This window comes from Agromyces sp. Y182, assembly GCF_059445385.1.
Genome location: NZ_JCAIUF010000002.1, coordinates 421,871 through 447,121, shown reverse-complemented (window position 1 = coordinate 447,121; position 25,251 = coordinate 421,871). Strand labels below are relative to the sequence as shown.

Below are 25,251 nucleotides of genomic sequence, written 5' to 3'. Positions count from 1 at the left end.
ATCATCCGGCCGGCGCGGTCACGAAGTCGATGAGTTCCTCGACGCGGCCGAGCAGGGCGGGTTCGAGGTCGCCGTAGCCGCGCACGCGACCGAGGATGTGCTGCCAGGCGCGGGCGATGTCGGCCTGTTCGGCGTGCGGCCAGCCGAACGCATCGCACACGCCGTGCTTCCACTCTGTGCCTCGCGGAATCACCGGCCAGGCCGTCTTGCCGAGGCGCGCGGGCTTCACGCCCTGCCAGATGTCGATGAACGGGTGCCCGACGACGAGCACGTTCGCCGCGTGCGGGCCGCGCATGACGGCGTCGGCGATGCGCTGCTCCTTGGAGCCGGGCACGAGGTGGTCGACGAGCACGCCCGCCTTGCGGCCGGGGCCCGGCGTGAACTCGGCGAGCACGTCGCCGAGCACATCGACGCCTTGGAGGTATTCGACGACGACGCCCTCGATGCGCAGGTCAGCGCCCCAGACCTTCTCGACGAGCTCGGCGTCGTGGCGGCCCTCGACGAATATGCGACTCGGCAGTGCGACCCGGGCGGGCGCCGACGGTGCCGCGAACGACCCCGACGCCGTCCGAAGCCGCCCTGCGGGAGCCTTCGCCTTCGGTGCGACGAGTTGCACGGCCTCGCCGTCGACGAGGAAGCCGTGACCGAGCGGGAACATCCGCTTGCCGCCGAAACGATCCTCGAGTGTCACGACACCCTTCGCAACACCGGTCACCGCACCGCAGAAGCCGTTCTCGGCGAGCTCGACGACAAGATCGCGTTCGGCCTCGACCTCGGGGATGGTGCGACGGCCGCGAGCCTTCCAATCGCCGGCGAGCACGTCGGCTCCGTAACGGTCGAGCGGATCATGGCTGGAGGCATCAGAGGGTGTCGCGGGCACCGGTCGAGGCTAACGGAAGTCGCGCGATCGGTGCGGCGCCGACACGGTGAGCGGCTCGAATCGATCGGCGATGAGATTGGTGACTCCCTCGCGTGATCGTTCGAGCATGCCCCGCACGATCATCGCGGGGGCCTCGCGGGCGATGCGCCGGTAGCGGTTCCACACCCCGACGCCGGCGATCACATTCAGCGTGCCGGACTCGTCTTCGAGGTTGAGGAAGGTGATGCCGCTCGCCGTCGCCGGTCGCTGCCGATGCGTGACCACCCCGCCCACCTCGATGCGGCGGCCCGTTTCAGCCTGCTGCAAGCGGTCGATGCGGATGGCCCCGCGCTCGTCGAGCCGTTCGCGCACGTACCGGATCGGATGGTCGTCAGGGGAGATGCCCGTGGCCCAGAGGTCGTAGACGACCTGCTCGGCCGGGCTCAGCATCGGCAGCAGCGGTGGTTGCACGACGACGACGGAGCCCGCGAGGTACTCCTCGCGGTCGGCGGCGGCCTCGCCCGCAAGCCAGAGGGCTTCGCGTCGCTCGAGCCCGAACCCGTCGAAAGCGCCGGCAGCGGCGAGCGCCTCGAGTTGGGTGGCGTCGAGCGCTGCGCGACGGGAGACGTCGGCCATGTCGCGGTACGGGCCGCGGGCCTCGCGTTCGGCGATGATGCGCTCGGCGACGGCCTTGCCGATGGAGGAGACGTCGGCGAGACCGAGACGCACGGCGAACGACCCGTCACGACGGTGCTCAGCCCCGCGGTCGGGTGCGGTGCGGTCGAAATCCTTGCCGATGGGCGGCTGCACCGGGTTCGCGCACGCATCGAGGCCGGTCGGATGCTGCGTTCCCTGAGCCGGTCGAAGGGAACCCGTTTCGACAGGCTCAGCGAGCGGTTCGCTCGTCTCGAGCCCCGCGTGCACCCCCGACCGCAGGATATCGGGGCGCAGCATCTCGACGCCGTGGCGCCGCGCATCGGCGGTGAGCGTCTGCGGCGAGTAGAAGCCCATGGGCTGCGCGCGCAGGAGCGCGGCGAGGAACGCGGCCGGATAGTGCAGCTTCAGCCACGAGCTCGCATAGACGAGCAGTCCGAAGCTCAGGGCGTGGCTCTCGGCGAAGCCGAAGTTCGCAAAAGCCTCGATCTTCGCGTAGATCGAGTCGGCGACCTCGTCTTCGATGCCGTTCTCAGCCATGCCCGCGTAGAGCTTCGCTTTCAACCGCTCGATCTTCTCGACCCCGCGCTTCGAGCCCATGGCACGCCGCAACTGGTCGGCGTCGGCGGCGTCGCAGTTGCCGACCGCGACCGCCATCTGCATGAGCTGCTCCTGGAAGAGGGGAACCCCCAGCGTGCGCTCGAGCACCGGCTCGAGTTTCGGATGCAGGTAGCTCACCGCCTCTTCACCCGTGCGGCGTCGGATGTACGGATGCACCGCGCCGCCCTGCACGGGCCCCGGACGGATGAGCGCGATCTCGACGACGAGGTCGTAGAAGCAGCGTGGCTTGAGCCGGGGGAGCGTGCCCATCTGCGCCCGGCTCTCGACCTGGAACACCCCGATCGAGTCGGCGCGGCAGAGCATGTCGTAGACCGCCTCCTCTTCTTTCGGCAGGGTCGAGAGTTCCCACACCTCACCCGTCGACTCCCGCACGAGGTCGAAGGTGTACTGCAGGGCGGCGAGCATGCCGAGGCCGAGCAGGTCGAACTTCACGAGGCCCATCCATGCGCAGTCGTCTTTGTCCCACTGCACCACGGTGCGGTTCTCTTTGCGGGCGTGCTCGATCGGCACCACCTCGCCGACTGGGCGGTCGGTCAGCACCATGCCGCCCGAGTGGATGCCGAGGTGGCGCGGAAAGGTGAGCACCTGGCCTGCGAGCTCGACGACGGCGTCTGGGATGTCGTGGTCGTCGGTCTCGACCACCGCGCCCCAGCGTTCGACCTGTCGCGACCACGCATCTTGCTGGCCGGTGGAGTAGCCGAGCGCCTTCGCCATGTCGCGCACCGCGACCTTCGGCCGATAGCTGATGACGTTCGCGACCTGCGCGGCATTCTGCCTGCCGTACTTGTCGTAGACGTACTGGATGATCTCTTCGCGCCGGTCGGAGTCGAAGTCGACGTCGATGTCGGGCTCCTCATCGCGGAGCGCGGAGAGGAAGCGCTCGAACGGCAGGTCGTAGCCGATCGAGTCGACCGCGGTGATGCGCAGCGCGTAGCAGACCGCCGAGTTCGCCGCCGAACCGCGCCCCTGGCAGAGGATGCCGCGTCGCCGCGCCTCGGCGACGATGTCGTGCACGATGAGGAAGTAGCCGGAGAAGTCTTTCAGCTCGATGACGTCGAGCTCGCGCTCGAGCCGATCGCGTACGTGAGCCGGCACACCGGGATAGAGCTGCTCTGCACCCTGCCAGACGAGCACCCGCAACCAGCTCATCGGCGTGTGTCCTGCCGGCACCTCTTGCTTCGGCAGCTTCGGGCGGGCGCTGCGCAGGGTGAATCCGAGCTCTTCGGCGAGCGTCACCGAACGGGCGACCGCGCCGGGGTATCGGGCGAACCGCTCGGCCATCTCGGCGCCGCTGCGCAGGTGCAGCTGGTCGGATGCAGGCAACCACCCGTCGAGTTCGTCGAGGCTACGGCGCGCCCGCACCGCCGCGAGGGCCGCAGCGAGGCGATGCTCGGGCGGAGTCGCGTAGTGCACGGCGTTCGTCGCGAGGAGCGGCAGGCCTGCCCGCTCGGCGAGTCCGGCGAGGGCGTCGTTGGACTGCTGATCGAACGGATGCCCGTGGTCGAAGAGCTCGACCACGACGTTCTCACGGCCGAAGAGCGCGGTGAGGCGATCGAGCTCGCGCGCCGCGGCATCCGCCCCGCCCTCGGCGAGTGCACGACGCACCGCGCCCTTGCGGCATCCGGTCGGCACGATCCACTCACCGGCCGCCCGTTCGGCGAGCTCTTCGAGGGAGTACACCGGTCGCCCCTTCTCGCCGCCGGCGAGCTGACCGGCGGTGATCGCGCCGGCGAGGCGGTGATAGCCGGCTTCGCGTCTGGCGAGCACGAGCAGATGTTCGCCTTCGGGGTCGGCGAAGCCGTTCTGCGGGCCCTGCAGGCCGAGCGAGAGCTCGGCGCCGAAGACCGTCTGCAGCTCGGGGAAGCTCTCGGCGGCCTCGGCGAAGTGCACGATGCCGTAGAAGCCGTCGTGGTCGGTGATGGCGAGCCCCGTGAGGCCCAGCCGTTGCGCCTCTTCGACCAACTGCTCGGGTGATGAGGCGCCGTCGAGGAAGCTGAAGTTCGAGTGCGCGTGCAGCTCGGCGTAGGGCACGACCGGCCCGGTCGGCGCCTCGAGGTCGGTTGCAGGGCGATACGGATGCCGCTTGCGGCTCCACGCCGGACTGTCGCCGCCGTCGACGATGAGCTTGGGCGCACCCGGCCGACGCGCATCGGAGAGCTTGCGCTCGAGCTCCGACCACGGGATGCCCGGGTTGTTCCACCCCATCAGGGACCACCACCCATCAGTCGTACCTCGCTTCGGCCCACCAGCCTGCTTCGTCGCGTACGAGCAGCCACGCGCAGCCGTCGTCGTCGACGATCTGGAAGCGGTGCACTCGCTTGGCGTGCTCTGCGTCCCACCAGCGCTCGACGACCGGCCAGGGCCCCGCCCAGGCCCGCACAGGGGCGGCGTCACCGCCGGCGAGCGCGAAGCGTTCGGGGTTCGCCGAGATCGCCCCCCGGGCGTCGATCGTGACCGGGGAGCCGCTGGCGTCGAGCAGCCCGATCGGCAGCCGCTCACGGAAGACGCTCGCGGGCGCGAGAGCGGGCAGGCTGCCGGGCCACGGCGCCGCCGTCTGCTCGCCCGTGCGCTCGGGAACCCGGTCGCCCCATGGCACGAGCACCTGCCGGTCGGCGAGCATGCGGCCACCACCGACCGACGCGGTCACGACCGCATCGTGGCCGAGCATGCTCTGCACCCGGGTGAGTCCATGGTGCACGCGCTCGTCGGGTCCGCCGCCCCAGAGCCCCTCTTCGTGGTTGCCGGTCGAGTCGATGCGTTCGGGCACGACGCGTAGCCGCACGATGGGCGAGGCGAGTCCGCTGTCGGCGGTGCCCGCGCCCTGCAGCTGCCAGCGCACCCGGTCGACGACGTCGGCGGGTGTGAACCAGCGTGGGTGCAGCCAGCTTCGGCTCGAGTGCCCGCCGCCTTCGTCGTCGATCTCGACGCGGATGCCGGTGCACACGAGTCGCTTCGCCCGCATGCGTTCGATGAACTCGGAGGCATGCACCCGGAAGGCGAAGGCGAGCTGGTCGATGCGATCGAGCGGCGGCTCGAACTCCTGCGCTACCTCGAACTCGGGCGGCGGTGTGCGTGCGAGCACCCTGGCCTGCTCGCGCCCCGACGCCCGGTCGTGTGCGAACGCGCCCGCCGCGCCGAAGCGACGCCGCACATCGGCCTCGGGTAGCGCTGCGAACTCGCCGAGGGTGCGAACGCCGAGCCGGTTGAGCAGGGTCGACGTGCGCGCATCGACGACGAGGCTCACGGGCAGCGGAGAGATGAACGCAGCGGATGTCCCGGGCGCGACGATGCCCACGGGAGACTCGCCGGTCGCCCGCGCGGCCTGCTCGGCCGCGAAGGGGCCGTCGGCGACGCCCACCCTGGCCCCCGGCACTCCGAGTGCGGCGACGGTGTCGAGGAGCGCCTGCGCCGCGGCATCCTCGCCGCCGTAGTAGCGGGCGGGGCCGCGTGCCCGCATCGCGAGCGTGCCCGGGCGGATGAGCTGCACGCCAGGCACCGTCTCTTCGACACGTCGCACGACCGGTTCGAAGACCCGCACATCGAGCGAGGCGTCGTAGTCGAGCAGCGTGAGCGCGGGGGAGCGGTACTGGGCTTCGCGAATCTTCAATCCGCGAACGACACCGTCGCTGCGGGCGGCAGCCGAGCAGGCGAAGACCTGCCCTCCTTCGGTGAGGGCGATGGGGGAGGCCGGGTCGATCCCGTGTTCGCGACAGGCCGCGAACACGGGCCAGTCGGCACACCAGAGCACGATCGTTCGGCCGGGATCGATGATCATCAAACGGCCCGCCGCACGTATTCATCGAGGCGCACCGGCACGTCGAGGCGCACCGGTGCCCGGGGCGTCTCATCGTCGGCGGCCGCCTGGAACTCGAGGGAACGCCCCGGCAGTCGGAGCCGCGAGCGTGCACGCCGGCCGAACTCCCCGCGCCCGCCGGCCGTGACGATGACGTCGCGGTCGCTGAGATGCCCGTGCCCCAGCTCGAGCCCGTGCCACTCGCTCGTCTCGACCCCGAGGCTCGCGTCGCTGCCGGGCCACTCGCCCGCGACGAGCAGCACGGTGCCGCGCTGCCTGAGCCGCGCCGTCAGCCGTGACGACTCGGCGGGGGCGACCCGACCGGCCGGTCGCACGGCGACCACGGGAATCACGTCGGCGAGCGCGCCGACCACGGCGAGCCACTGCCGCCCCGGGTCGGGCACGAGCACGAGTCGGTCGAGGTCGATGCCGAACCGTGCGGCCGCCTCGACGCCGAACTCCGGCATGCCGGCGACGGCAACCCAGCGCCCGCTCGCCGAGGGGCCGGCGAGGAGGGCCATGAGCAGGGTGGTCGAGCCCTCGACGGAGACGACCGTGCCTTCGCGCAGGCTGCCACCCGGCAGCACCTGCTCGAGAGCCGGATGCGTGGGCACCGTCTTGGAGTCGAGCCGCGTGGCCTGCATCCCGCGGATGCGGGCCTGCAGCTCCTCGACGCGCGAGGGCACTTCAGCCGGGGCGAGGGGAGCGGTCATGGTCACTCACCTAGTTTCGAACACATGTTCGAAACTAGCAAGTCGGCAGTGCGACTGTCCTGGGGTGCTGGTGTTCGCTCTCATGCGTGCCGCATTGTTCACGCCCCGGGGTAGGCCGCATTCTCCCATGGGCAGGGTGTTCTCGAATTCTTCCGCGAATGCCTCCATTCAGGGTACGAATGAGCGCAGCCACACCCGCATCTTCGATGTGCGAAAGCGGGGGCGATGCGCGGGAATTCGTAGGAATCTACGACTCACGCCTCATTGACGGCTGAGGCTCCGAATGTTTGGACCGGTTGTGCGAACACTTGACGTGGGTCCAATCCCTATGAAAGTGTTTCGACGGCGGCGCGCTGAATCGATTCAATGATCCTTCAGCTGTTTACGGCCGATCAATGACGATTGGAGCTCCAGCAACGATGCATGAATCCACTCAGCCACGCGCTCGTGTTCGTGGGATCGGCGTGTTGCTGATCGCGATCGGTTTCACTGTGGCCGGCATTCTCGTGCCGGTTGCGGGAGCGAGCGCAGCTGATGCTCCGGCGCTCACGGCATCTGACTTGAAAGCCAACAGCCTGGTCGATCCGCTCGGCATCGAGGGCACGGCGCCGCTGCTGAGTTGGCAGCTCCACTCGACCGAGCGAGGCGTCACCCAGACGGCGTACCAGATCAGGGTGGCGAGCTCTGAGAATCAGCTCGAATCAGCGGATGTCTGGAACGCCGGCCGAGTCGACTCCGACCAGCAGCTGGGTGTGCAGTACGGCGGTCCGGACCTGGTGTCTGAGACCCGCTACGTCTGGCAGGTGAAGGTCTGGGATAACCGCTCCAATGAGTCCGACTGGTCTGAGCCGGGCTCGTTCGAGACCGCGATGCTGAGCAACGACGAGTGGCAGAGCGATTGGATCGGTGCGGACGCGACCGCTCAGGCCGCGGCGTGGCGCGACTACACCGTCAACGTCGACTTCACGGCCCAACCCGGAACCGGCTTCGGCCTCTACCTGCGAAGCTCCACGGACACGGGCAACGCCTACATGTGGCAGCTGAACGACACGGAGCCGGGCCACCCGAAACTGCGCCCGCACAACCGGGTGGACGGCAGCTATTCCGTCCTTGACGAGATCGATCTCACCGAGGTCGGCCTCGCCGCCGATGTGCTCGCCCACCGCGCGACGATGTCGATCCAGTTCAGCGGCTCCACCATCACGACGACGATCAACGGCGTCGTCGTCGACGTGCGCACCGACACCTCGCACTCCGGCGGATACGTCGGAGTGCGCCTGCACGACTCTTCGCACGACGACGTCGTCTTCCACTCGATCACCGTCAATTCGCCGACCGAGACCATGTACGAATCGCGCTTCGACTCCGGCGACAACCCGTTCGGCGTCGGCGAGCTCCTCCACGGAGAGAACGGCGGTCTTCACGTCTCGGGCACGGTCGAGGCCCTCTGGAAGCCGAGCCTGCCGATCCTGCGCAAGAGCTTCCCCACCCGAGACGGCAGGGCGATCGCCAGCGCGCGCGTCTATGCATCCGCTCTGGGGCTCTACGAACTCTCACTCAACGGGCAGAAGGTCGGCGATCAGCAGGAGGCTCCCGGATGGACCGACTACGCGCAACGCATCCAGTATCAGAGCTATGACGTCACCGAGCTGATCGCGAGCGGCGACAACGCCATCGGGGCCATGGTCGCTCCCGGCTGGTACTCCGGCCACATCGCCTGGCTCGGCGCCAACCGCTACGGCTCGCAGCCCGGGGTCATCGCCAAACTCGTCATCCACTACACCGACGGCACGGAACAGGTCATCGGCACCGACTCCAGCTGGACAACGGCTCCCGGACCGTTCGTCAGCGCCGACCTGCTCATGGGCGAGAGCTACGACGCCAACCGGCTCCAGGACGGCTGGAACCAGCCCGGTTTCGACGATTCTTCATGGTCGGATGCCTCGGTGCTCGACTCCGCCGCGATCCAGTACCTGCGGCCGCAGACCGACGAACCCGTTCGCATCACACACGAATTGCCGGCCGTCGCGCAGACCGAGGCTCCAGCAGGCAGCTACATCTACGACCTCGGCCAGAATATGGCGGGTGTGGCGAAGGTGACCCTGACCGGCGTGGCCGGCCAGCACGCGACCATCCGTCACGGTGAGGTGCTCAGCGCCGACGGGAGTCTCTACACCGCCAACCTGCGTGCGGCGAAGGCGACCGATCACTACACCTTCGGCGCCGACGGCACCATCACCTACATGCCGCGCTTCACGCAGCACGGCTTCCGGTACGTCGAGATCAGCGGCGTGTCCTCGCCCCCCGCGCTCGTCGACGTCGTCGGCCAGGTCTTCTCCTCGGATCTCGAGCAGACCGGTGCCTTCGAGACATCCGACCCGATGTTGAATCAGTTGCAGAGGAATATCGTCTGGGGGCAGCGAGGCAACTTCATCTCGGTGCCCACCGACACGCCTGCGCGCGACGAGCGGCTCGGCTACACGGGTGATCTCAATGCGTTCGTGAGCACGGCGACCTTCAACATGGACTCGCTCAAGTTCATCAAGAAGTTCATGAAGGATGTGCGCGACAAGCAGAAGGACGACGGCGAGATCCCGCAGTGGACGCCGATGCCCGACGACGCGTTCGACAGCGGCACCGGCTGGTCGGACGGCGCCGTGACCATTCCGTGGACGGCGTGGAGAAGTTACGGCGACACCGAGGTCATCTCGGAGAACTACGAGTCGATGCTCGGATTCTTCGGGTTCCTCGAGACCAACTTCCCCGACTACATCCGGGTGGACGGGCCGTACGGCGACTGGCTCAACCTGGCCGATGCCACTCCCGCTGAGGTGCTCGGCACCGCCTACTACGCGTACGACGCGCGACTCATGAGCAAGATGGCGGCGGCGATCGGCGAGACCGCGGATGCCGAACGCTTCGGCGCCATCGCCGAGGAGGCGACGGCCGTCTTCGTCGAGAAATTTGTCGCGCCGGACGGCACCGTCACGAGCGGCAGCCAGACGGCGTACGCGTTGGCGCTGGGCATGGACCTGGTGCCGGCAGAGCTCCGCGCAGCGGCCGGCGAGAAACTGGTCGCCAACATCGCGTCTCGCGGCTATCACCTCTCCACCGGATTTCTCGGTACTCCCTGGCTCATGAACGCCTTGAGCGAGACCGGGAACTGGGACACCGCATACCGGCTGATGGAGCAGAAAACCATTCCCTCGTGGGGATACGAGGTCGAGTCCGGGGCGACCACGATGTGGGAGCGCTGGGACTCCATCGACGCCAACGGAAACTTCGGCGACCCTTCGATGAACTCGTTCAACCACTACGCGTTCGGTGCGGTCGGCGACTGGATGTATCGCAACATCGGCGGCATCAGCGCAGACGAGCCCGGGTACAAGTCGTCGATCATCGCGCCGACCCCCGGTGGCAGTCTCACCACCGGCAAGGCCGCCTTCCAGTCGGTGTACGGGGAGATTTCGAGCGACTGGTCGCGCGATGCTGCCGGCTTCTCGTTGAAGGCGACGGTGCCGGTGAACACCACTGCGACGGTGCGCATTCCAGCCGCGAACCTCGCTGCCGTGACCGAGAGCGGCGTACCGCTCGGTGACGCCGAGGGCATCGAAATGCTCCCGGGTGACGCCGCGCACGTCGTGGTCGTCGTCGGTTCAGGAAGCTACGACTTCGCCGTCAGCGAGCAGCGAGGAGCCCTCGGTGAGATCGTCGAGGCGGCCGAAGCACTGGTCGACCAGGTCGAAGACCTGCGGAGTGGGGGAGACCTCACCGCCGAGCTGGCCGCGAGACTGACCGACGACCTGACCGACGCCATCTCGAACATCAGCGATGCGATCGAGATCGTCGAAGCCGACGGTGCCGGTGCCATCATGCAGCTCCGGGCGGCGCTCGCCACCGTGAGGGCCGCGGAGGCCTGGCTCCCATCCTCTGGCATCGGCGAAGCGACGCTGGCGGTGCTGGCCGGCGGCCTCGAGCACATCGACGATGCGCTCACCGAGGTCCTCTCCGGCCTCACCGGCATCTCGGTCGACCTCTCGATCGGCGAGTCCAGCACGCTCCTGCCCGGCGACCGGTTCACCCTCACCTCGACGATCGGCAACTCCGGTACCGAGTCACTGACCGCCGTCACTGCGACCCCCTCACTGCCAGAGGGATGGACCGTCGAACCGGCCATCGGCGGCACGCTCGATGCCCTCGCCCCCGGCGAGAGCCACGTCGACGAGTTCACGGTCACCGTGCCCGGCAGTCAACTGCCGGCTGACCTCACGCTCGGCGCCCGGGTCGACTACACGTACGCCGACACCGAACTGTCGGCTTCGGCATCCATCACCGCGTCTGTCGCCTCCGGCATCGCCGTCAGCGAGGCCGTTGCGACGCCGGGGACGGTCGCACCGTCAACGGCGACGACTGTGGACGTGACGCTGCAGAACACAGGAACCGTCGCGGTGTCTGGGCAGGCGTGCGTGGTCGTGCCGAACGGCTGGGCGACCCCGCTGCCGACGAGCATCATCGAAGTGCCTGCCGGAGGCGCCATAACCGTTCCCGTCACGGTCTTCGTGCCGACCACGCTGAGCGAGGAGGACCTCTCACTCCCGGTCGCATTCGAGCGAGACGGAGCAGGCCTGGCCACGGGGGCCGTCGCTATCCACGCGACCGTGCCGCTGCCGTCGCACGGGAGCTTCGATCACATCGACCTCGGAGACGGCGCATCGGAGTCGGCGCACAACCTGACGGCGTCCGCGTCGTCTGGAACCAGCGTCGAGGGCGGCCTCAGTCGCCGCTACACCAGCAGCATGCGTGGCTCGTTCTTCGAGTTCGACATGCAGGTTCCGAAGAACGAACCGTTCGTCATCCAGGCCATCGAGACTTTCGACGGACCGCGGCTCAAGCGCTATGACGTGCTGGTCGACGGGCTGGTCGTGCAGAAGCGAGTGTTCACCAGAACAATGAATTCCGCCGGCCTCGGCAACTACCAGATCCTCGTCGACGATCCCAAGGCGCTCAGCAATGACGGCACCGTGCGGATTCGGATGGACCGCACTGCCGACTCCGATTTCGACGCCTCGATCGCCGACCTCTGGACCTCACCCGTCGACGCCGACACCATCGCCCCTGTGGTCATGGCAACGGTGACGCCGGCACCCGCAGCTGAGAGCAGCTGGTGGCTTCAGGGCGATGCGACCGTGACGATCGCGACCCAGGATGACCGAGCCGGCGACGTGACCTCACAGTACAGAAAGGCGGGCGGGGCCGAGTGGACGACGTATTCCGACCCGATCACGGTGACGGAAACGGGTGAACACACGATCGAGTATCGGGCGGTGGATGCCTCGGGCAACGAGAGTGCGGTCGCTGCCGTGTCGTTCAAGGTCGACGCAGTCGCCCCCGTGACGCACGCGAGCGACACGTCGAGCGAAGCCGACGAAGCGGCCGAACGTGCCTCGGTGACGCTCTCGGCCACCGACGAAGGCTCGGGCGTCGCAGCCACGCGATACCAGGTCGACGGTGGCGACTGGGCCGACTTCGATGGCACTGCCGTCGTCGTCGAGGGGCTCGGCGACCACACCGTCAGCTATGCCTCGACGGATGTGGCGGGCAACGTCGAGGGCACGAACAGCCTCGCGATCTCGATCGCCGACGGCATCGCACCCAGCGTGACACTCGAGCTGTCGGGGGCGGGAGCTAACGCCTGGCTGCGCGCAGATGCGTCGGCGACGCTGACCGCGACGGATGCCGGGTCGGAGATCGACTCGATCGAGTACCGTCTCGGCGAGGACGACTGGACCGAATACTCCGAGCCGGTCTATCTGCCCGACGGCCAGTACACCGTGCAGTTCCGCGCCACCGACGTCGCGGGCAACACCAGTGCGACCGGTGTTCAGGAGGTCAAGGTCGACCGCGTCGATCCGATGGTCTGGGGCTGGCTGTCGACGGCCGGGCCCATGACCGCTGTTGCGAGCGATGCAGGATCAGGTGCGGACCGCATCGAGTACTCGCTCGACGGCACGAGCTGGTTGAGCGGCCTCAGCCCGCTCCTCGCTGCGGAGAGCAGCCCCGAGCGCGTGCAGCTGCGCGCGGTCGACGTGGCCGGTAACACCGGTGCAGCGCTGGAGCTGAGCCGGATCGCGGACGCACCCGATGGCCTCACCGTGAGGCCGAGCGACCGTCTCGTGATCGAGGCGAGCGGCTTCACCGCGGGCGAGTCGGTTCGAGTCGAGCTGCACTCCGATCCGGTGGTGCTCGGCACTGCCGTAGCGGATACCTCCGGGGTCATCGCGCTGCGGGCAACGGTTCCCACTTCGGTTGCTGCGGGCGAGCACACGATCGTGTTCCTCCTGGCAGGGGGCGGCTCAGGCGGGCCGGGCACTATTCCGGTCGGGGTTCTGCCGTCCACGGGGTCCGAGCCCGCGCCCTGGTTCTGGGCCGGGATGACCCTGCTGTTCGTGGGCGGCCTCTTCTTCATCCTCCGCCGACGCCGTCGTGCGGAGCAGACGCAGCACAGGAGCATGATCTGACGTGGGTATCTTCACCATTCCAACCAGTCCCAAGCCTTCGAAGATTCGCAGCCCGCTGCGGTTGCTGGTCGCAGTGGGGGCGGCGCTCGGACTCCTGCTCGGCTCCGCGACCGCCGCGATGCCGCCCTCGGCCACGCCAGCCGCCGCAGCGCCGGAGTCGCACAGCGTCGACGGGCTGCGCGTGAACGGCTTGACTGACCCCCTGGGCATCGACGAAGCGCCCCCGGTGTTCAGCTGGAAGAGCACGTCCCCTGGACGCGGTGTCACGCAGACGGCCTACGAGGTGCGCGTCACCGGCAGCGAGTCGACGGTTGCCCCTGAGAACGTGTGGTCTTCAGGCAAGGTGTCGTCCGACGACCAGCTCAATGTCGTCTACGACGGCAGGCCGCTGGAATCGCAGACGCGCTACGCCTGGCAGGTTCGGGTCTGGGACGATCACGATTCCGAGTCCGCGTGGAGCGCGCCGGCCTGGTTCGAAACCGGTCTGTGGGCTGACGAACAATGGGATGCCGACTGGATCGGTGCTCCGGACCCGGCCGACAAGCTGGCGGTGTGGTCGGACTACACCGTTTCGGTCGACTTCACCATGACGAACCTCGTGCTCGGGCTCTACGCCCGGGCCGAGAGCACCCAGAACGGGTACATGATCCAGCTCACGGTCGCCGATGGGGTTCCGCAGTTCCGACCGCACGTGAAGGTCGACGGCAACTACACCGTGCTCGCGAACAAGGACATCTCCGAGTTCATCTCGATCGAAGAGCTCAGCACCGGTGTGCACACCCTTTCGGTGACGTTCGAGGGGTCGACGATGATCTCGTCGCTCGACGGCGTCGAGATCGACCGACGTACCGACACGACGTTCAGCCGGGGATACGTGGGCTTCCGCCAGTCGATGGTCGGCGGGGGGCCCGAGAGTTCGATCGTGCGATCGATCGACGTTGAATCCCCAACCCACGGAACCCTCCTCAAGACCGATTTCAGCGATGGGCAGAACCCATTCACCGGCGGTTCCGTCGTCGACGGTGACCTGCACGTCGTGGCCCCGATCGAGGCGATCCTGCGCTCGGAGCTCGCGCAACCGCTGCTGCGAAAGGACTTCGGCGTTGATCGCGAGATCAGCTCGGCGCGTCTCTACTCTTCCGCTCGAGGCGTGTACGAAGTCGCCATCAACGGCGAGCGCGTCGGCGACGAACTGCTCGCCCCCGGCATGACCGAGTACAAGAAGCGGATCGACTACCAGAGCTTCGATGTCACCGAGCTGCTGGTGCAGGGCGAGAACGCCATCGGCGTGAAGCTCGGCACCGGGTGGTACGCCGGCAATGTCGGCAGCTACGGCACGGGCATCTGGGGTGATCGCACGTCGTTCATCGGGCAGCTCCGCATCGACTATACGGATGGCTCGCACGAGTGGGTGTCGACCGATTCGTCATGGAAGACGACAGCCGGCCCGCTCGTGGAATCGGACATCATCATGGGCGAGACGTACGACGCTCGTCGATTCCCCGACGGCTGGGACTCGCCCGGCTTCGCGGATGCCTCGTGGGAGCAGGTCGGCGTGGTCGCCGATGACGGTGCCATTGCCAAGCTCTCTCCCCAGGCGAACGAACCCGTACGCGTGACCGAGGAACGCCCTGCGCTCAGCCGAACCGAGATCAGTCCCGGCACCTGGATCTACGACATGGGCCAGAACATGGTCGGAGTCGCGCGCGTGACGCTCACGGGGGTCGAAGGCTCCACCGCAGTCATCCGTCATGGCGAGACCATCTATCAGGACGGCACGCTGTATACCGAGAACCTGCGCGGGGCGAAGGCGACCGACCGTTACACCTTCGCCGAGACCGGCGCGGCGACGTACACGCCCACGTTCACGTTCCACGGATTCCGATACGTCGAGATCACCGGCGTGAGCGAACCACCGACGACCGAGCAGGTCACCGGGCTCGTCATCGGCAGCGATCTGCCGAACACCGGCACGCTCGAGACGTCGGACCCGATGCTCAACCAGTTGCAGAGCAACATCGTGTGGGGACAACGCGGAAACTTCCTCTCCATCCCGACCGATACGCCGGCGCGTGACGAGCGACTGGCCTGGACCGGCGATATCAACGTCTTCGCGCCGACCGCGAGCTACAACCAGAGCACCCTCAACTTCCTGGGCGACTGGCTGCGCACGCTGCAGGATTCTCAGGGTGACAACGGCGACCTGCCCGGGGTGGCACCGAACATCGTGGGCCGCTGCTGCGGTGGCGGCACTGGGTGGTCGGATGCCGGCATCACCGTGCCCTACACGCTCTGGAAGAGCTACGGCGACACGGACGTCATCCGTGACAACTACGACATGATGAGCCGCTTCATGGAGTTCGTAGCGAACACCACGGGGCCGGACCTGATCCGTGTTCACGGCAATCTGGGCGACTGGCTGAACCTCGACGATCCCACCGAGGCCGGTCTGCTCGGCACGGCGTACTACGCATACACCGCCGGTCAGATGAGCGAGATGGCCGCGGCCATCGGCGACACTGACGATGAGGCGCACTATGCGGATCTGGCGGACCGCATCAAGACGGCGTTCGTCGACAACTTCGTCTCGGACGACGGCACGGTGCTCGGCGACAGTCAGACCGCCTATGCGATCGCGATCGGCATGGAGTTGATTCCCGACGACCGTCTGCAGCAGGTCGGCGACAGGTTCGTCGAGGCGATCGCGAGTCGTGACAACCACCTCTCGACGGGGTTCCTCGGCACGCCGTGGCTGCTTCCGGCGCTCACCGCGACCGGGCACACCGACCTCGCGTATCGCCTGCTCGGCAACGACACGTATCCGTCCTGGGGGTACGAGGTGAAGCTCGGAGCCACCACGATGTGGGAGCGCTGGGACGCCGTCAACCCCGACGGCACGTTCGTCGACGGTGGGTTGAACTCCTTCAACCACTACGCCTACGGCGCGGTGGGCGATTGGATGTACGCGAACATCGGCGGAATCTCGGCGACGAGCCCCGGATACCGGACCTTCGACGTCGCCCCGGCGATGGGAGGAGGGCTCAGCCATGCCACGGGCACCCTCGAATCGGTGTTCGGCACGATCTCCTCTGCGTGGGCGACGACCGAGACCGGCCTGACCCTCGATGTCTCGGTGCCGGTGGGTACGACGGCCGCCGTGACGATTCCCACCGCGTCCGCGGCGAACATCAGCGAAGGCGGCATCAGTGTCGGCGACGTCGACGGAATCACCGTCCGGTCAGCGGATGGCGAGAACGTCGTACTCGAGATCGGCTCCGGCGACTATTCCTTCGTGAGCGGCGAAACCGAAGCCGATGTCACGCCACCGACCGTGACCATCGACGTTTCGGGAGCCGCCGGAGAGGAGGGATGGCTGACGAGCGAGGCAACGGCAACGCTCAGCGCCACCGACGAGGTCGCCGCGGCGCCGTCGATCGAGGTCAAGGTCGGTGACGGCCAGTGGCAGGCGTACACGACACCGCTGGCCCTCGCAGACGGCGTCTACACGGTCTTCGCCCGCGCGAGCGACGATGCGGCGAACACCTCGTCGATCGAAGAGGCGCACGTCAAGATCGACAGTGCGGTGCCGGGCGTTCAGGCGTGGCTGGATGACGACGGGCGTCTGACGGCGGCGGCCGTGGACGCGGCTCCGGTCGGCGCGCTCGCACGAGCCGCCTCCATGTCCCCACCTGTCACTTCGGGAGCGGCGGCGATCGAATACTCCGCCGACGGCGAGAACTGGACCCAGTCGCCAGCCGTGGACGGCCTGGCTCCGACCGCATGGGTGCGGGCCCAGGATGATGCCGGAAACCGAACTGCGCCGGTGGCGGTGGCGGTGGCGTCTTCGGACGACCCCGCGGCCGTCGTGGTCGCCGGCGGTGAGACGCTGCTTGTGCAGCGGACGGGCTTCGTCGCGGGCGAACTCGTTCGCCTCGCACTGGACTCCGAATCGACCGTGATCGGTTCCCAACGAGCCGACGACAGCGGGTTCTTCTCACTCACCGCGGACATCCCGGCTGAGGTCAGCGGGGGAGAGCACGCACTCGTGTTCCTCGTCGGCGATCTTCCCGGCGGTGGCGGTGGAGACGGTGCGACGCCTCCCCACGGTGATGGTGAGACGCCCCTCGGTGGCACGATCGCAGCTACCGGCATCGAGCTGTTCGTCACCTTCGGAATCGCACTCGTGATGCTGCTCGCTGGAGCTTCGGCGCTCATCGTTCGCCGACGGCGCGCCCGGCGGGTTTAGCGGCGCCGTCTCCCAGAAACGCAAGAAGGCCGGAATGCACGTGTTCAATGCCTCAGGGAGCTGCTGTTCGCGTGTCGTGCATGGCCGCGTTGTCCATGCCCGCCTTCCTGTTGAGGTTTCCGGTGATGCGTGCGACCGTCGCGCGGGGGAGGAACCGGCTCGCCCAGGTCATCGGGCGTGTGGAGGCACGTCCGGGGTAGGAGGTTTTCCTCCCTCGGGCGAAGTCGTTGAGTGTGCGCTCCGCGACACTCTGCGGCGAGTCGGTGGTTCTCGGATCCATGGTGTGGGTCGTGGCGTTGAAGAAGCCGGTGTCCGTCGCGCCGGGGTGTGCGCCCATCACTCGGATGCCGGTGTTCTCGAGTTCTTCCGCGAGTGCCTCCGTGAAGGACAGGACGAACGCCTTCGTCGCGGCATAGCCGGCTTGGTACGGCATGGGCTGGAACGCCGCGGTGGAGGCGACGTTGATCACGCCGCCGGCGCCACGGGCCACCATGTCGCCGACGAGAGCGTGGGTGAGGGTGAGGAGTGCACTGATGTTGAGGTCGATGGAGCGGAGTGTCGGCTGCAGCGGGGCGGAGGCGAAGGGCCCGACGGCCCCCGTCCCGGCATTGTTGACGAGGAGGTCGATGGGGCTGTCCAGCCGGTGCACCTCTTCGATCAATGATGAGAGGTCACCCGACTGGGTCAGATCCGCTGCGATGGGGTGAACGGTGACGTGCGTGTCGTTCTCGAGACGGGTTGCGAGAGCATCGAGCACTGCCCGGGAGCGGGCGACGACGACGAGGTTGGATCCTCGTCGGGCGAGCTCCGCGGCGTAGGCGGCGCCAAGGCCGTGCGAGGCGCCGGTGACGAGGGTGGTCGTGCCGGTGAAATCGTGCATGGGTGGGTCCGTTCGTTGTGTGTCGCCGACGTCGGTAATTGCTTCGAGTGTCGAACGATTTCACCGTATCACTTCGAGACTCGAAGCAAGTAGGGTGGAGGTATGAGCACCGCTGAACTGGAGACGGCTGTCCGGGCGAACCATGAACTCTTCATGCTCACCACCGACGCCGTGGAAGACCTCCTCGCAGGCCTGGGATTGACCGCCGCGACTGCTCAGGCCCTCTGGGCGATAGACCCCGCTGAGCCGGCACCTTCGATGAAGGCACTCAGCGAACGGCTCCACTGCAATGCACCGAACCTCAGCTTCATCGCGAATCACCTCGCGTCGAAGGGCCTCGTCGAGCGGCAGGTCGACTCGCACGACCGCAGATCGAAAGTACTGACCCTCACCCGACGGGGTCGTGAAGTGCGAGTGGGGCTCATCGCAGGGACGCTCGAGCGAAGCCCGCTCGTCCACGCCTCGCCCACCGAACTGCGAGAGCTCTCCGACCTGATCGTCAGGATCCTGTCGCGGAGCCTCGGAGCGGGGCCTGCCACCCCCTGACCTCGGGCTCGGCACACGCTCTCTTCATGTCGTCGCCCGTCCACGAGACCGTGCCGCTCGGCACACCCGAACAAGCATGTGCTGTCACGTACCTCGTGCCGGGGGAGACGTCCTGGAAACGCAAGAAGGCCGGATCGCAATGATCCGGCCTTCTCGACACAAGCGTGCGCGAGGGGGGACTTGAACCCCCACGCCCGTTAGGGCACTAGCACCTCAAGCTAGCGCGTCTGCCATTTCCGCCACCCGCGCTCGTGTCAGGCCCTTCCGATTCCTCGGTGGCCCGAGAGAAGACATTAGCACGATTTCCGGGGCGCTTCCGACACGTTCGCCATTGCCGGATGCCCCGGCTAGCGTGATGGCATGGCCCCGTCATCCACCGATTCCGACCTCGTTCCAGAACTCGATGAGACGGCGATCGTCGCACGGGACCTGATCCGCTTCGACACCTCCAACTACGGCGAGGGCAAGGCGAACGGCGAGCGCGAGGCCGCCGAGTACGTCGAGGCGCGGCTGGCCGCGCTCGGGCTCGCACCGCAGCTCTTCGAGTCCGAACCGAGACGCACGAGCGTGGTCGTCCGGGTTCCGGGGCGAGACTCCGAGAAGCCGGCGCTCGTCGTGCACGGGCACCTCGATGTGGTGCCGGCAGATGCCCGCAACTGGAGCGTCGACCCGTTCGCCGGTGAGGTGCGCGACGGCATGCTCTGGGGTCGCGGTGCGGTCGACATGAAAGACATGGACGCGATGATGTTGACCGCCCTCGGCGACATCATCGGCTCGGGCTCTCGGCCGGCACGTGACCTCGTCGTGGCGTTCTTCGCCGATGAGGAGGCGGGTGGCGGCCTCGGCTCCGGATGGCTCGTCGACCACCATCCCGAACTCTTCGCTGGTGCCACCGAGGCGATCAGCGAGGTCGGCGGGTATTCGATCGCCGTCGGCGGGCAGCGTGCGTACCTCCTGCAGACCGGGGAGAAGTCGCTGCTCTGGATCCGACTCGTCGCGCGTGGGACCGCCGCTCACGGCTCGAGGCTCATCCGCGACAACGCCGTCACGAAGCTCGCCGAGGCGGTGGCGACCCTCGGCCGCACCGAATGGCCGGTCCGGCTCACCGACACCACTCGCGAGCTGCTCGCCGAGATCGCGGGCGTGCTGGGTGTCGACCCCGCGCAGGTGTCACCCGACGAACTCGCCCTCGCCACGGGTTCTGCGTCGGGGTTCATCACCGCGACCCTGCGCACCACGAGCAATCCCACGCTCCTGACCGCGGGATACAAGCACAACGTCATCCCCGACCGGGCCGAGGCGCTCATCGACATCCGCACGCTGCCCGGCGAAGAAGACGCGGTGCTGGCCGAAGTGCAGGCGCTCATCGGCGACGACGTCGACGTCGAGATCGTGCACCGCGACGTCGGGCTCGAAGCCGCGACATCCGGCGCCCTGGTCGATGCCGTGAAGCGCTCGCTCGGCGTGCACGACCCCGGCGTGCCGGTCTTCCCCTACTTGCTCTCGGGCGGCACCGACAACAAGGCGCTCAGCCGGCTGGGAATCGCCGGATACGGCTTCGCGCCGCTGAAGCTGCCAGAAGGCATGGACTTCCCGGCGATGTTCCACGGTGTTGACGAGCGGGTGCCGCTCGACGCATTAGTCTTCGGGAGGCAGGTCCTGCGAGACCTCCTCCTCGACTACTGACCGAACCAGTCAGTCTTCGGGAGGCAGGTCCTGCGAGACCTCCTCCTCGACTACTGACCGAACCAGTCAGTCTTCGGGAGGCAGGTCCTGCGAGACCTCTCCTCGACTACTGACCGAACCAGCCCCTGATCAGCACAGCCCTCCGACTTCCGCGGAGGCGGAAGGCGGATGCACCACGTGATCGAAGCGCTCATCCTCGGCCTCGTGCAGGGACTCACGGAGTTTCTTCCCATCTCTTCGAGCGCGCACCTGCGCATCCTGGGGGAGTTCCTGCCAGGAGCCCAAGACCCGGGTGCGGCGTTCACCGCCATCACGCAGCTCGGCACCGAGACCGCGGTCGTGGTCTTCTTCTGGCGTGACATCGTGCGAATCGTCTCGCACTGGTTCGGTTCGTTCACGGGCAGGGTCCCGCGCAATGATCCGGATGCGCGCATGGGCTGGCTCATCATCGTCGGTTCCGTGCCGATCGTCGTGCTCGGCATCCTCTTCCAAGACGAGATCGAGACGAGCCTGCGCTCCCTCTGGATCGTCGCCACGATGCTCGTCGTCTTCGGGCTCATCCTCGGCCTCGCCGACTGGGCGGGGGCGAAACGGCGGGGGCTCGACGATCTGACGGTGCCGCACGGCATCTACTTCGGTCTCGCGCAGGCGCTGGCGCTCATCCCCGGAGTCTCACGCTCCGGCGGCACCATCACCATGGGGCTCTTCCTCGGCTACGAGCGCGCGGCCGCCGCCCGCTACGCGTTCCTCCTCGCGATCCCCGCGGTGTTCGGCAGCGGCGTCTTCCAGCTGGTGAAGAGCCTCGGCGAGCCCACGGTGTACGGGCCGATCGAGACCGCAGCGGCGACGCTCGTCGCGTTCGTCGTCGGCATCCTCGTGATCGCGTTCTTCATGAGCTACATCTCGAAGCGCAGCTTCCTGCCGTTCGTGATCTACCGGGTGCTGCTCGGCATCACCCTCTTCGTGCTGCTCGGCACGGGCGCGCTCACCGCCTGAGCTGGAGTCAGGTCGGGCAGAAGCCCTCAGCGGGGGCCGTCGCCACGACCGTCGGCGCGCCCCTCAGGGCCATCGCCGCGACGGCGCAGATACCGCTCGAACTCTTGGGCGATCGCCTCGCCGCTCGCTTCGGGGGCATCGACGGCGTCGCGCGCCTGCTCGAGCTGGGTGATGTAGCCGGCCATCTCGTCGTCGTCGGCGGCGAGCGCGTCGACCCCGGCCTCCCACGCTGCGGCATCGATCTCGAGACTGCCGCGGGGGATGGAGAGGCCCGTGAGCTCCTCCAACTTGCCGAGCAGGGCGAGCACCGCCTTCGGCGACGGCGCGTTGTGCACGTAGTGCGGCACCGACGCCCAGAGCGACACCGTGGGAATGCCCGCACGCTCGGCCTGATCGGCGATGACGCTGAGGATGCCGACCGGGCCCTCGTAGTTCGAACGCTCGACGCCGAGCGCTGACCGCACTTCGGGGTTCTCACTCGAGGCGAAGATCGAGAGCGGCCGGGTGTGCGGCGCGTCGGCGAGCATCGCACCGAGCAGCACGATGCCCTCGATGTCGGCCGCGAGCGCGGCATCGATGAGTTCGGCGGCGAAGCCCTTCCAGCTGCGAGCCGGTTCCGCACCGATGAGCACGTGCAGGGTGTCGGCTCCCGGCCCCGTGACGCGGTCGTCGGCATCCGCATCGTCAGCGACGGGAAGATCGCCCGGGCCCATGATCGCCGCCCCAGGCCATTCGAGACGACGCACGCCGTCATCATCGACGACGATGGTCGGGCGCGTGAACTGGTAGTCGAAGTAGAGTTCGGGGTCGACGGCGGCGATCTCGACGAGGTCGAGTCGCTCGACGAGAAGCTTCGCCGCCCCGGTCGCCGCCTCTCCGGCGTCGTTCCATCCTTCGAATGCGACGACGAGCAGCCTTCCGCCCTCGAAACCGGTCGGCTGATTCACTCCTGGTGCCCCGCTTTCCGCCCCGGATTCCGGGTACACCTCCACAATAGGCCGTGCCCGTAGACTTGACGGTTGTGACCACTCGCCTCCCCGCCGCAGTCCTCTGGGACATGGACGGTACCCTCGTCGACACCGAACGCTACTGGATGGCCGCAGAAGAAGAGCTCGTGGAGTCCTTCGGTGGCTCCTGGGGCCACGACGACGCGCTCGAACTCGTCGGCAGCGGCCTGTGGGAGGCGGCGGCGTACTTCCAGGCGAAGGGCGTCACGCTCGATGCCGATGCCATCGTGCATCGGCTCACGACGCGAGTGCGCGAACAGTTGAAAGAGCACGGCGTGCCGTGGCGGCCCGGAGCGCGCGAGTTGCTGCGGGCACTGCGCGAAGCATCCGTGCCCACCGCGCTCGTGACCATGTCGATTCGTTCGATGGCCGACGACATCATTTCGACGATTCCGTTCGAGGCATTCGACGTGATCGTCACCGGCGACATCGTCGAGAATGCGAAGCCGCACCCCGAACCGTACCTGCTGGCCGCGGCACTGCTGGGCGTGGACATCGCCGAGTGCGTCGCGATCGAGGATTCGCCTGCGGGCCTCGCCTCCGCCTTCGCCTCCGGCGCGATCGCGGTCGCCGTTCCGAACATCATCGCGCTCGACGACGAACCGTCGAGCGCACTGTGGCCGACTCTCGACGGCACGACGGTCGCGGATATCGCGGGGCTCATCGCCGCACGGCAGGCCACAGCATGACCGAGAGCAGGGGAGAGCAGAGCGGCCCGTTCCGCGTCGGCGACCGGGTGCAACTGACGGGCCCGAAGGGTCGACTGCACACGATCACTCTCCAACCGGGCGCGCACTTCCACTCGCACAAGGGCCTGCTCGCGCACGACGACCTCATCGGCCGGCCCGACGGTTCGGTCGTCGCCAATCAGGCGGGCATCGAGTACCTCGCCCTGCGCCCGCTGCTCACCGACTTCGTCATGTCGATGCCCCGTGGTGCGGCGATCGTCTACCCGAAAGACGCAGCCCAGATCCTCGCGCAGGCCGACATCTTCCCGGGCGCGCAGGTCGTCGAGGCAGGTGTCGGCTCCGGAGCGCTCTCGCTCTGGCTGCTCCGGGCGATCGGCGCCGACGGGCACCTCTTCTCCTTCGAGCGCCGTGACGACTTCGCGAGCGTCGCCCGAGCCAACGTGGCGACGTTCCACGGCGCCGACCCTGAGAACTGGTCGATCACGCTCGGGGGCCTTGCAGAGGCATTGCCCGAGACCGTTGCCGAGGCATCCGTCGACCGGGTCGTGCTCGACATGCTCGCGCCATGGGAGTGCCTCGAGTCGGTCTCGGTTGCGCTCAAGCCCGGCGGCGTGCTGCTCTGCTACATCGCCACCGCCACGCAGCTTTCACGGGTCGCTGAAGCGATTCGCGCGACGGGGGAGTACACGGAGCCGCAGTCGAGCGAGACGATGGTTCGGGGCTGGCACGTGCAGGGCCTCGCCGTGCGCCCCGATCACCGCATGATCGCGCACACGGGCTTTCTCATCACCGCGCGCCGACTCGCGCCGGACACGATCCTTCCCGAGCTCAAGCGACGCCCGTCGAAGACCGAGTTCAGCGACGAAGACTTCGAGGCATGGACGCCCGGCGCGCTCGGGGAACGCAACGTGAGCGACAAGAGCCTGCGCAAGCGAGTCAGGCAAGCGGATGCCGCGGCATCTCGTTCGCGCGAGATCGATACGCCTCCGTCAGCGGACGCTGCCGCTGTCGAGTCGCCCGGCACGGAACCCACAGGTTCTGCCGGGTAGGCTTTCTACGCCCCTCACCGATCACCTAGGAATCGAGGATCAGTGCGCTCGTCATTCGCGCTCATCGCCACGGCCGGCCTCATCGCCCTGACCCTGTCGGGGTGCGCTTCGGCGCCTGCGCCAGAGGCGGGATCCGGTGATTCCTCCAGTGCTGTCACGGTGAAGGGCGACTTCGGCGAGAAGCCACGCGTCGAGTTCCCGTCGCCGCTCGCGCCCGAAGAGACGCAGTGCACCGAGGTCATCGCCGGCGACGGCGATCGTCTCGTCGACGGTCAGCAGGCGCTCGTCGGTCTCGCCGTGTTCAACGGCGCCACGGGCGAAGAGCTGCAGGTCTCCGGCTTCGGCGGCGAGACGGGTGACCCCGTGCCGCTGACGATCTCCGATTCCACGCTGCCGGGGCTCAGCCAGGGGCTCTCATGTGGTTCGGTCGGATCGCGGGTTGCCGTCGTCGTGCCCGAGAAAGACGGCTTCGGCCCCAACGGCAATCAGTCGCTCGGCATCGCGCCCGGTGACAGCCTCGTGTTCGTGCTCGACATCCAGCGGGCCTTCCTGCCGCGCGCCGATGGCGCGGTGCAGCTGAGTCGCGACGGGTTCCCCGCCGTCGTGCTCGCACCCGATGGGCGGCCCGGCATCACCGTGCCGAAGGCGGACCCGTTCGAGACGACCGAGGTCGAGGTGCTGAAGGCCGGTTCGGGCGAGGTCGTCGAATCCGGCGACACGGTCGTCGTGCACTACACGGGCGTGATCTGGGCTGACGGCGAGGTGTTCGACTCGACTTGGGAGAATGGTGCCCCGGTGAACATGGTCGTCGCCGACGGCGAAGGCAGCCAGGTCATACCGGGCTTCTCGAAGGCGGTCATCGGCCAGAAGGTCGGCTCGCAGGTCGCGGTCGTGATCCCGCCGGCTGACGGCTACGGTGACCAGGCGAACGAGAAGGTTCCCGCGAACTCGACCCTGTTCTTCGTGATCGACATCCTGGGCGTCGTCTGACCCG

At 67.8% G+C, this 25,251-nt stretch carries 14 protein-coding genes and 1 tRNA gene; 8 read left to right on the top strand and 7 right to left on the bottom strand.

The genetic code is table 11. The features are described 5' to 3' along the window. Window position 1 precedes the first annotated feature (1 nt). Genes AC1C2R_RS16640 through imuA' form a run of 4 tightly spaced genes read right to left on the bottom strand, consistent with a single transcriptional unit; the run spans window position 2 to window position 6,640 of the window. Entirely contained in the window at window positions 2-880 is an 879-nt protein-coding gene (locus tag AC1C2R_RS16640; protein ID WP_495353983.1) for a DUF3097 domain-containing protein, read from the bottom strand. 9 nt (window positions 881-889) lie between these two features. Continuing rightward, complete coding sequence (locus tag AC1C2R_RS16635; RefSeq protein ID WP_495380672.1) at window positions 890-4,339, bottom strand: error-prone DNA polymerase; 3,450 nt, start codon at window positions 4,337-4,339, stop codon at window positions 890-892. Window positions 4,340-4,355: 16 nt separating this feature from the next. Next, window positions 4,356-5,909, bottom strand: a complete 1,554-nt coding sequence (locus AC1C2R_RS16630; RefSeq protein ID WP_495380671.1) for a DNA polymerase Y family protein — start codon at window positions 5,907-5,909, stop codon at window positions 4,356-4,358. Continuing rightward, a complete protein-coding gene (gene imuA', locus AC1C2R_RS16625; protein WP_495380670.1) occupies window positions 5,909-6,640 on the bottom strand; it encodes a DnaE2-dependent mutagenesis accessory factor ImuA' in 732 nt (243 codons plus the stop codon). Before imuA' ends, AC1C2R_RS16630 begins: the two co-directional genes overlap by 1 nt. Window positions 6,641-7,107: 467 nt before the next feature. On the opposite strand from imuA', the gene AC1C2R_RS16620 reads away from it, so the two are divergent. Together AC1C2R_RS16620 and AC1C2R_RS16615 are read left to right on the top strand one after the other, a co-directional pair. Beyond that, on the top strand, window positions 7,108-13,158 hold the full coding sequence (locus tag AC1C2R_RS16620) for a family 78 glycoside hydrolase catalytic domain (protein WP_495380669.1): 6,051 nt from the start codon (window positions 7,108-7,110) through the stop codon (window positions 13,156-13,158). A gap of 1 nt (window position 13,159) precedes the next feature. Beyond that, window positions 13,160-17,404 (top strand): family 78 glycoside hydrolase catalytic domain, encoded by a 4,245-nt coding sequence (locus AC1C2R_RS16615; RefSeq protein ID WP_495380668.1) that lies wholly within the window; start codon window positions 13,160-13,162, stop codon window positions 17,402-17,404. Between the two features lie 52 nt (window positions 17,405-17,456). On the opposite strand, the gene AC1C2R_RS16610 is transcribed toward AC1C2R_RS16615, so the two are convergent. After that, window positions 17,457-18,284, bottom strand: coding sequence for an SDR family NAD(P)-dependent oxidoreductase (locus AC1C2R_RS16610; protein WP_495353989.1), 828 nt, complete (start codon window positions 18,282-18,284; stop codon window positions 17,457-17,459). A 102-nt stretch (window positions 18,285-18,386) separates the two neighbouring features. Here AC1C2R_RS16610 and AC1C2R_RS16605 point away from each other — a divergent pair, with 102 nt between their 5' ends. Further along, window positions 18,387-18,830 carry a MarR family winged helix-turn-helix transcriptional regulator gene (locus AC1C2R_RS16605; protein ID WP_495380667.1) on the top strand — a complete coding sequence of 148 codons (444 nt, stop codon included), beginning with the start codon at window positions 18,387-18,389 and terminating at the stop codon, window positions 18,828-18,830. Between the two features lie 165 nt (window positions 18,831-18,995). Here the strand turns inward: AC1C2R_RS16605 and AC1C2R_RS16600 are convergent. Next, window positions 18,996-19,079: transfer RNA gene (locus AC1C2R_RS16600), tRNA-Leu, on the bottom strand. A 111-nt stretch (window positions 19,080-19,190) separates the two neighbouring features. On the opposite strand from AC1C2R_RS16600, the gene AC1C2R_RS16595 reads away from it, so the two are divergent. Both AC1C2R_RS16595 and AC1C2R_RS16590 read left to right on the top strand, forming a co-directional pair. Continuing rightward, window positions 19,191-20,516 (top strand): M20/M25/M40 family metallo-hydrolase, encoded by a 1,326-nt coding sequence (locus AC1C2R_RS16595; RefSeq protein WP_495380666.1) that lies wholly within the window; start codon window positions 19,191-19,193, stop codon window positions 20,514-20,516. Window positions 20,517-20,684: 168 nt separating this feature from the next. Then, a complete protein-coding gene (locus AC1C2R_RS16590; protein ID WP_495353992.1) occupies window positions 20,685-21,512 on the top strand; it encodes an undecaprenyl-diphosphate phosphatase in 828 nt (275 codons plus the stop codon). A gap of 26 nt (window positions 21,513-21,538) precedes the next feature. Here the strand turns inward: AC1C2R_RS16590 and AC1C2R_RS16585 are convergent, their stop codons facing one another. Then, on the bottom strand, window positions 21,539-22,459 hold the full coding sequence (locus AC1C2R_RS16585) for a PAC2 family protein (RefSeq protein WP_495353993.1): 921 nt from the start codon (window positions 22,457-22,459) through the stop codon (window positions 21,539-21,541). A 74-nt stretch (window positions 22,460-22,533) separates the two neighbouring features. On the opposite strand from AC1C2R_RS16585, the gene AC1C2R_RS16580 reads away from it, so the two are divergent. Genes AC1C2R_RS16580 through AC1C2R_RS16570 form a run of 3 tightly spaced genes read left to right on the top strand, consistent with a single transcriptional unit; the run spans window position 22,534 to window position 25,247 of the window. Next, entirely contained in the window at window positions 22,534-23,208 is a 675-nt protein-coding gene (locus AC1C2R_RS16580) for an HAD family hydrolase (RefSeq protein ID WP_495353994.1), read from the top strand. After that, window positions 23,205-24,257 (top strand): tRNA (adenine-N1)-methyltransferase, encoded by a 1,053-nt coding sequence (locus AC1C2R_RS16575; protein ID WP_495380665.1) that lies wholly within the window; start codon window positions 23,205-23,207, stop codon window positions 24,255-24,257. The genes AC1C2R_RS16580 and AC1C2R_RS16575 overlap by 4 nt, the downstream gene beginning before the upstream one ends. A 42-nt stretch (window positions 24,258-24,299) precedes the next feature. Then, window positions 24,300-25,247 (top strand): FKBP-type peptidyl-prolyl cis-trans isomerase, encoded by a 948-nt coding sequence (locus tag AC1C2R_RS16570; protein WP_495380664.1) that lies wholly within the window; start codon window positions 24,300-24,302, stop codon window positions 25,245-25,247. The last annotated feature ends 4 nt before the right edge of the window (window positions 25,248-25,251 follow it).

Coding starts and splice junctions, on each gene's coding strand:
- AC1C2R_RS16635 (WP_495380672.1), bottom strand. CDS start 4,339: ATGGGGTGGAACAACCCGGGCATCCCGTGGTCGGAGCTCGAGCGCAAG.
- AC1C2R_RS16630 (WP_495380671.1), bottom strand. CDS start 5,909: ATGATCATCGATCCCGGCCGAACGATCGTGCTCTGGTGTGCCGACTGG.
- imuA' (WP_495380670.1), bottom strand. CDS start 6,640: ATGACCGCTCCCCTCGCCCCGGCTGAAGTGCCCTCGCGCGTCGAGGAG.
- AC1C2R_RS16610 (WP_495353989.1), bottom strand. CDS start 18,284: ATGCACGATTTCACCGGCACGACCACCCTCGTCACCGGCGCCTCGCAC.
- AC1C2R_RS16605 (WP_495380667.1), top strand. CDS start 18,387: ATGAGCACCGCTGAACTGGAGACGGCTGTCCGGGCGAACCATGAACTC.
- AC1C2R_RS16595 (WP_495380666.1), top strand. CDS start 19,191: ATGGCCCCGTCATCCACCGATTCCGACCTCGTTCCAGAACTCGATGAG.
- AC1C2R_RS16590 (WP_495353992.1), top strand. CDS start 20,685: ATGCACCACGTGATCGAAGCGCTCATCCTCGGCCTCGTGCAGGGACTC.
- AC1C2R_RS16575 (WP_495380665.1), top strand. CDS start 23,205: ATGACCGAGAGCAGGGGAGAGCAGAGCGGCCCGTTCCGCGTCGGCGAC.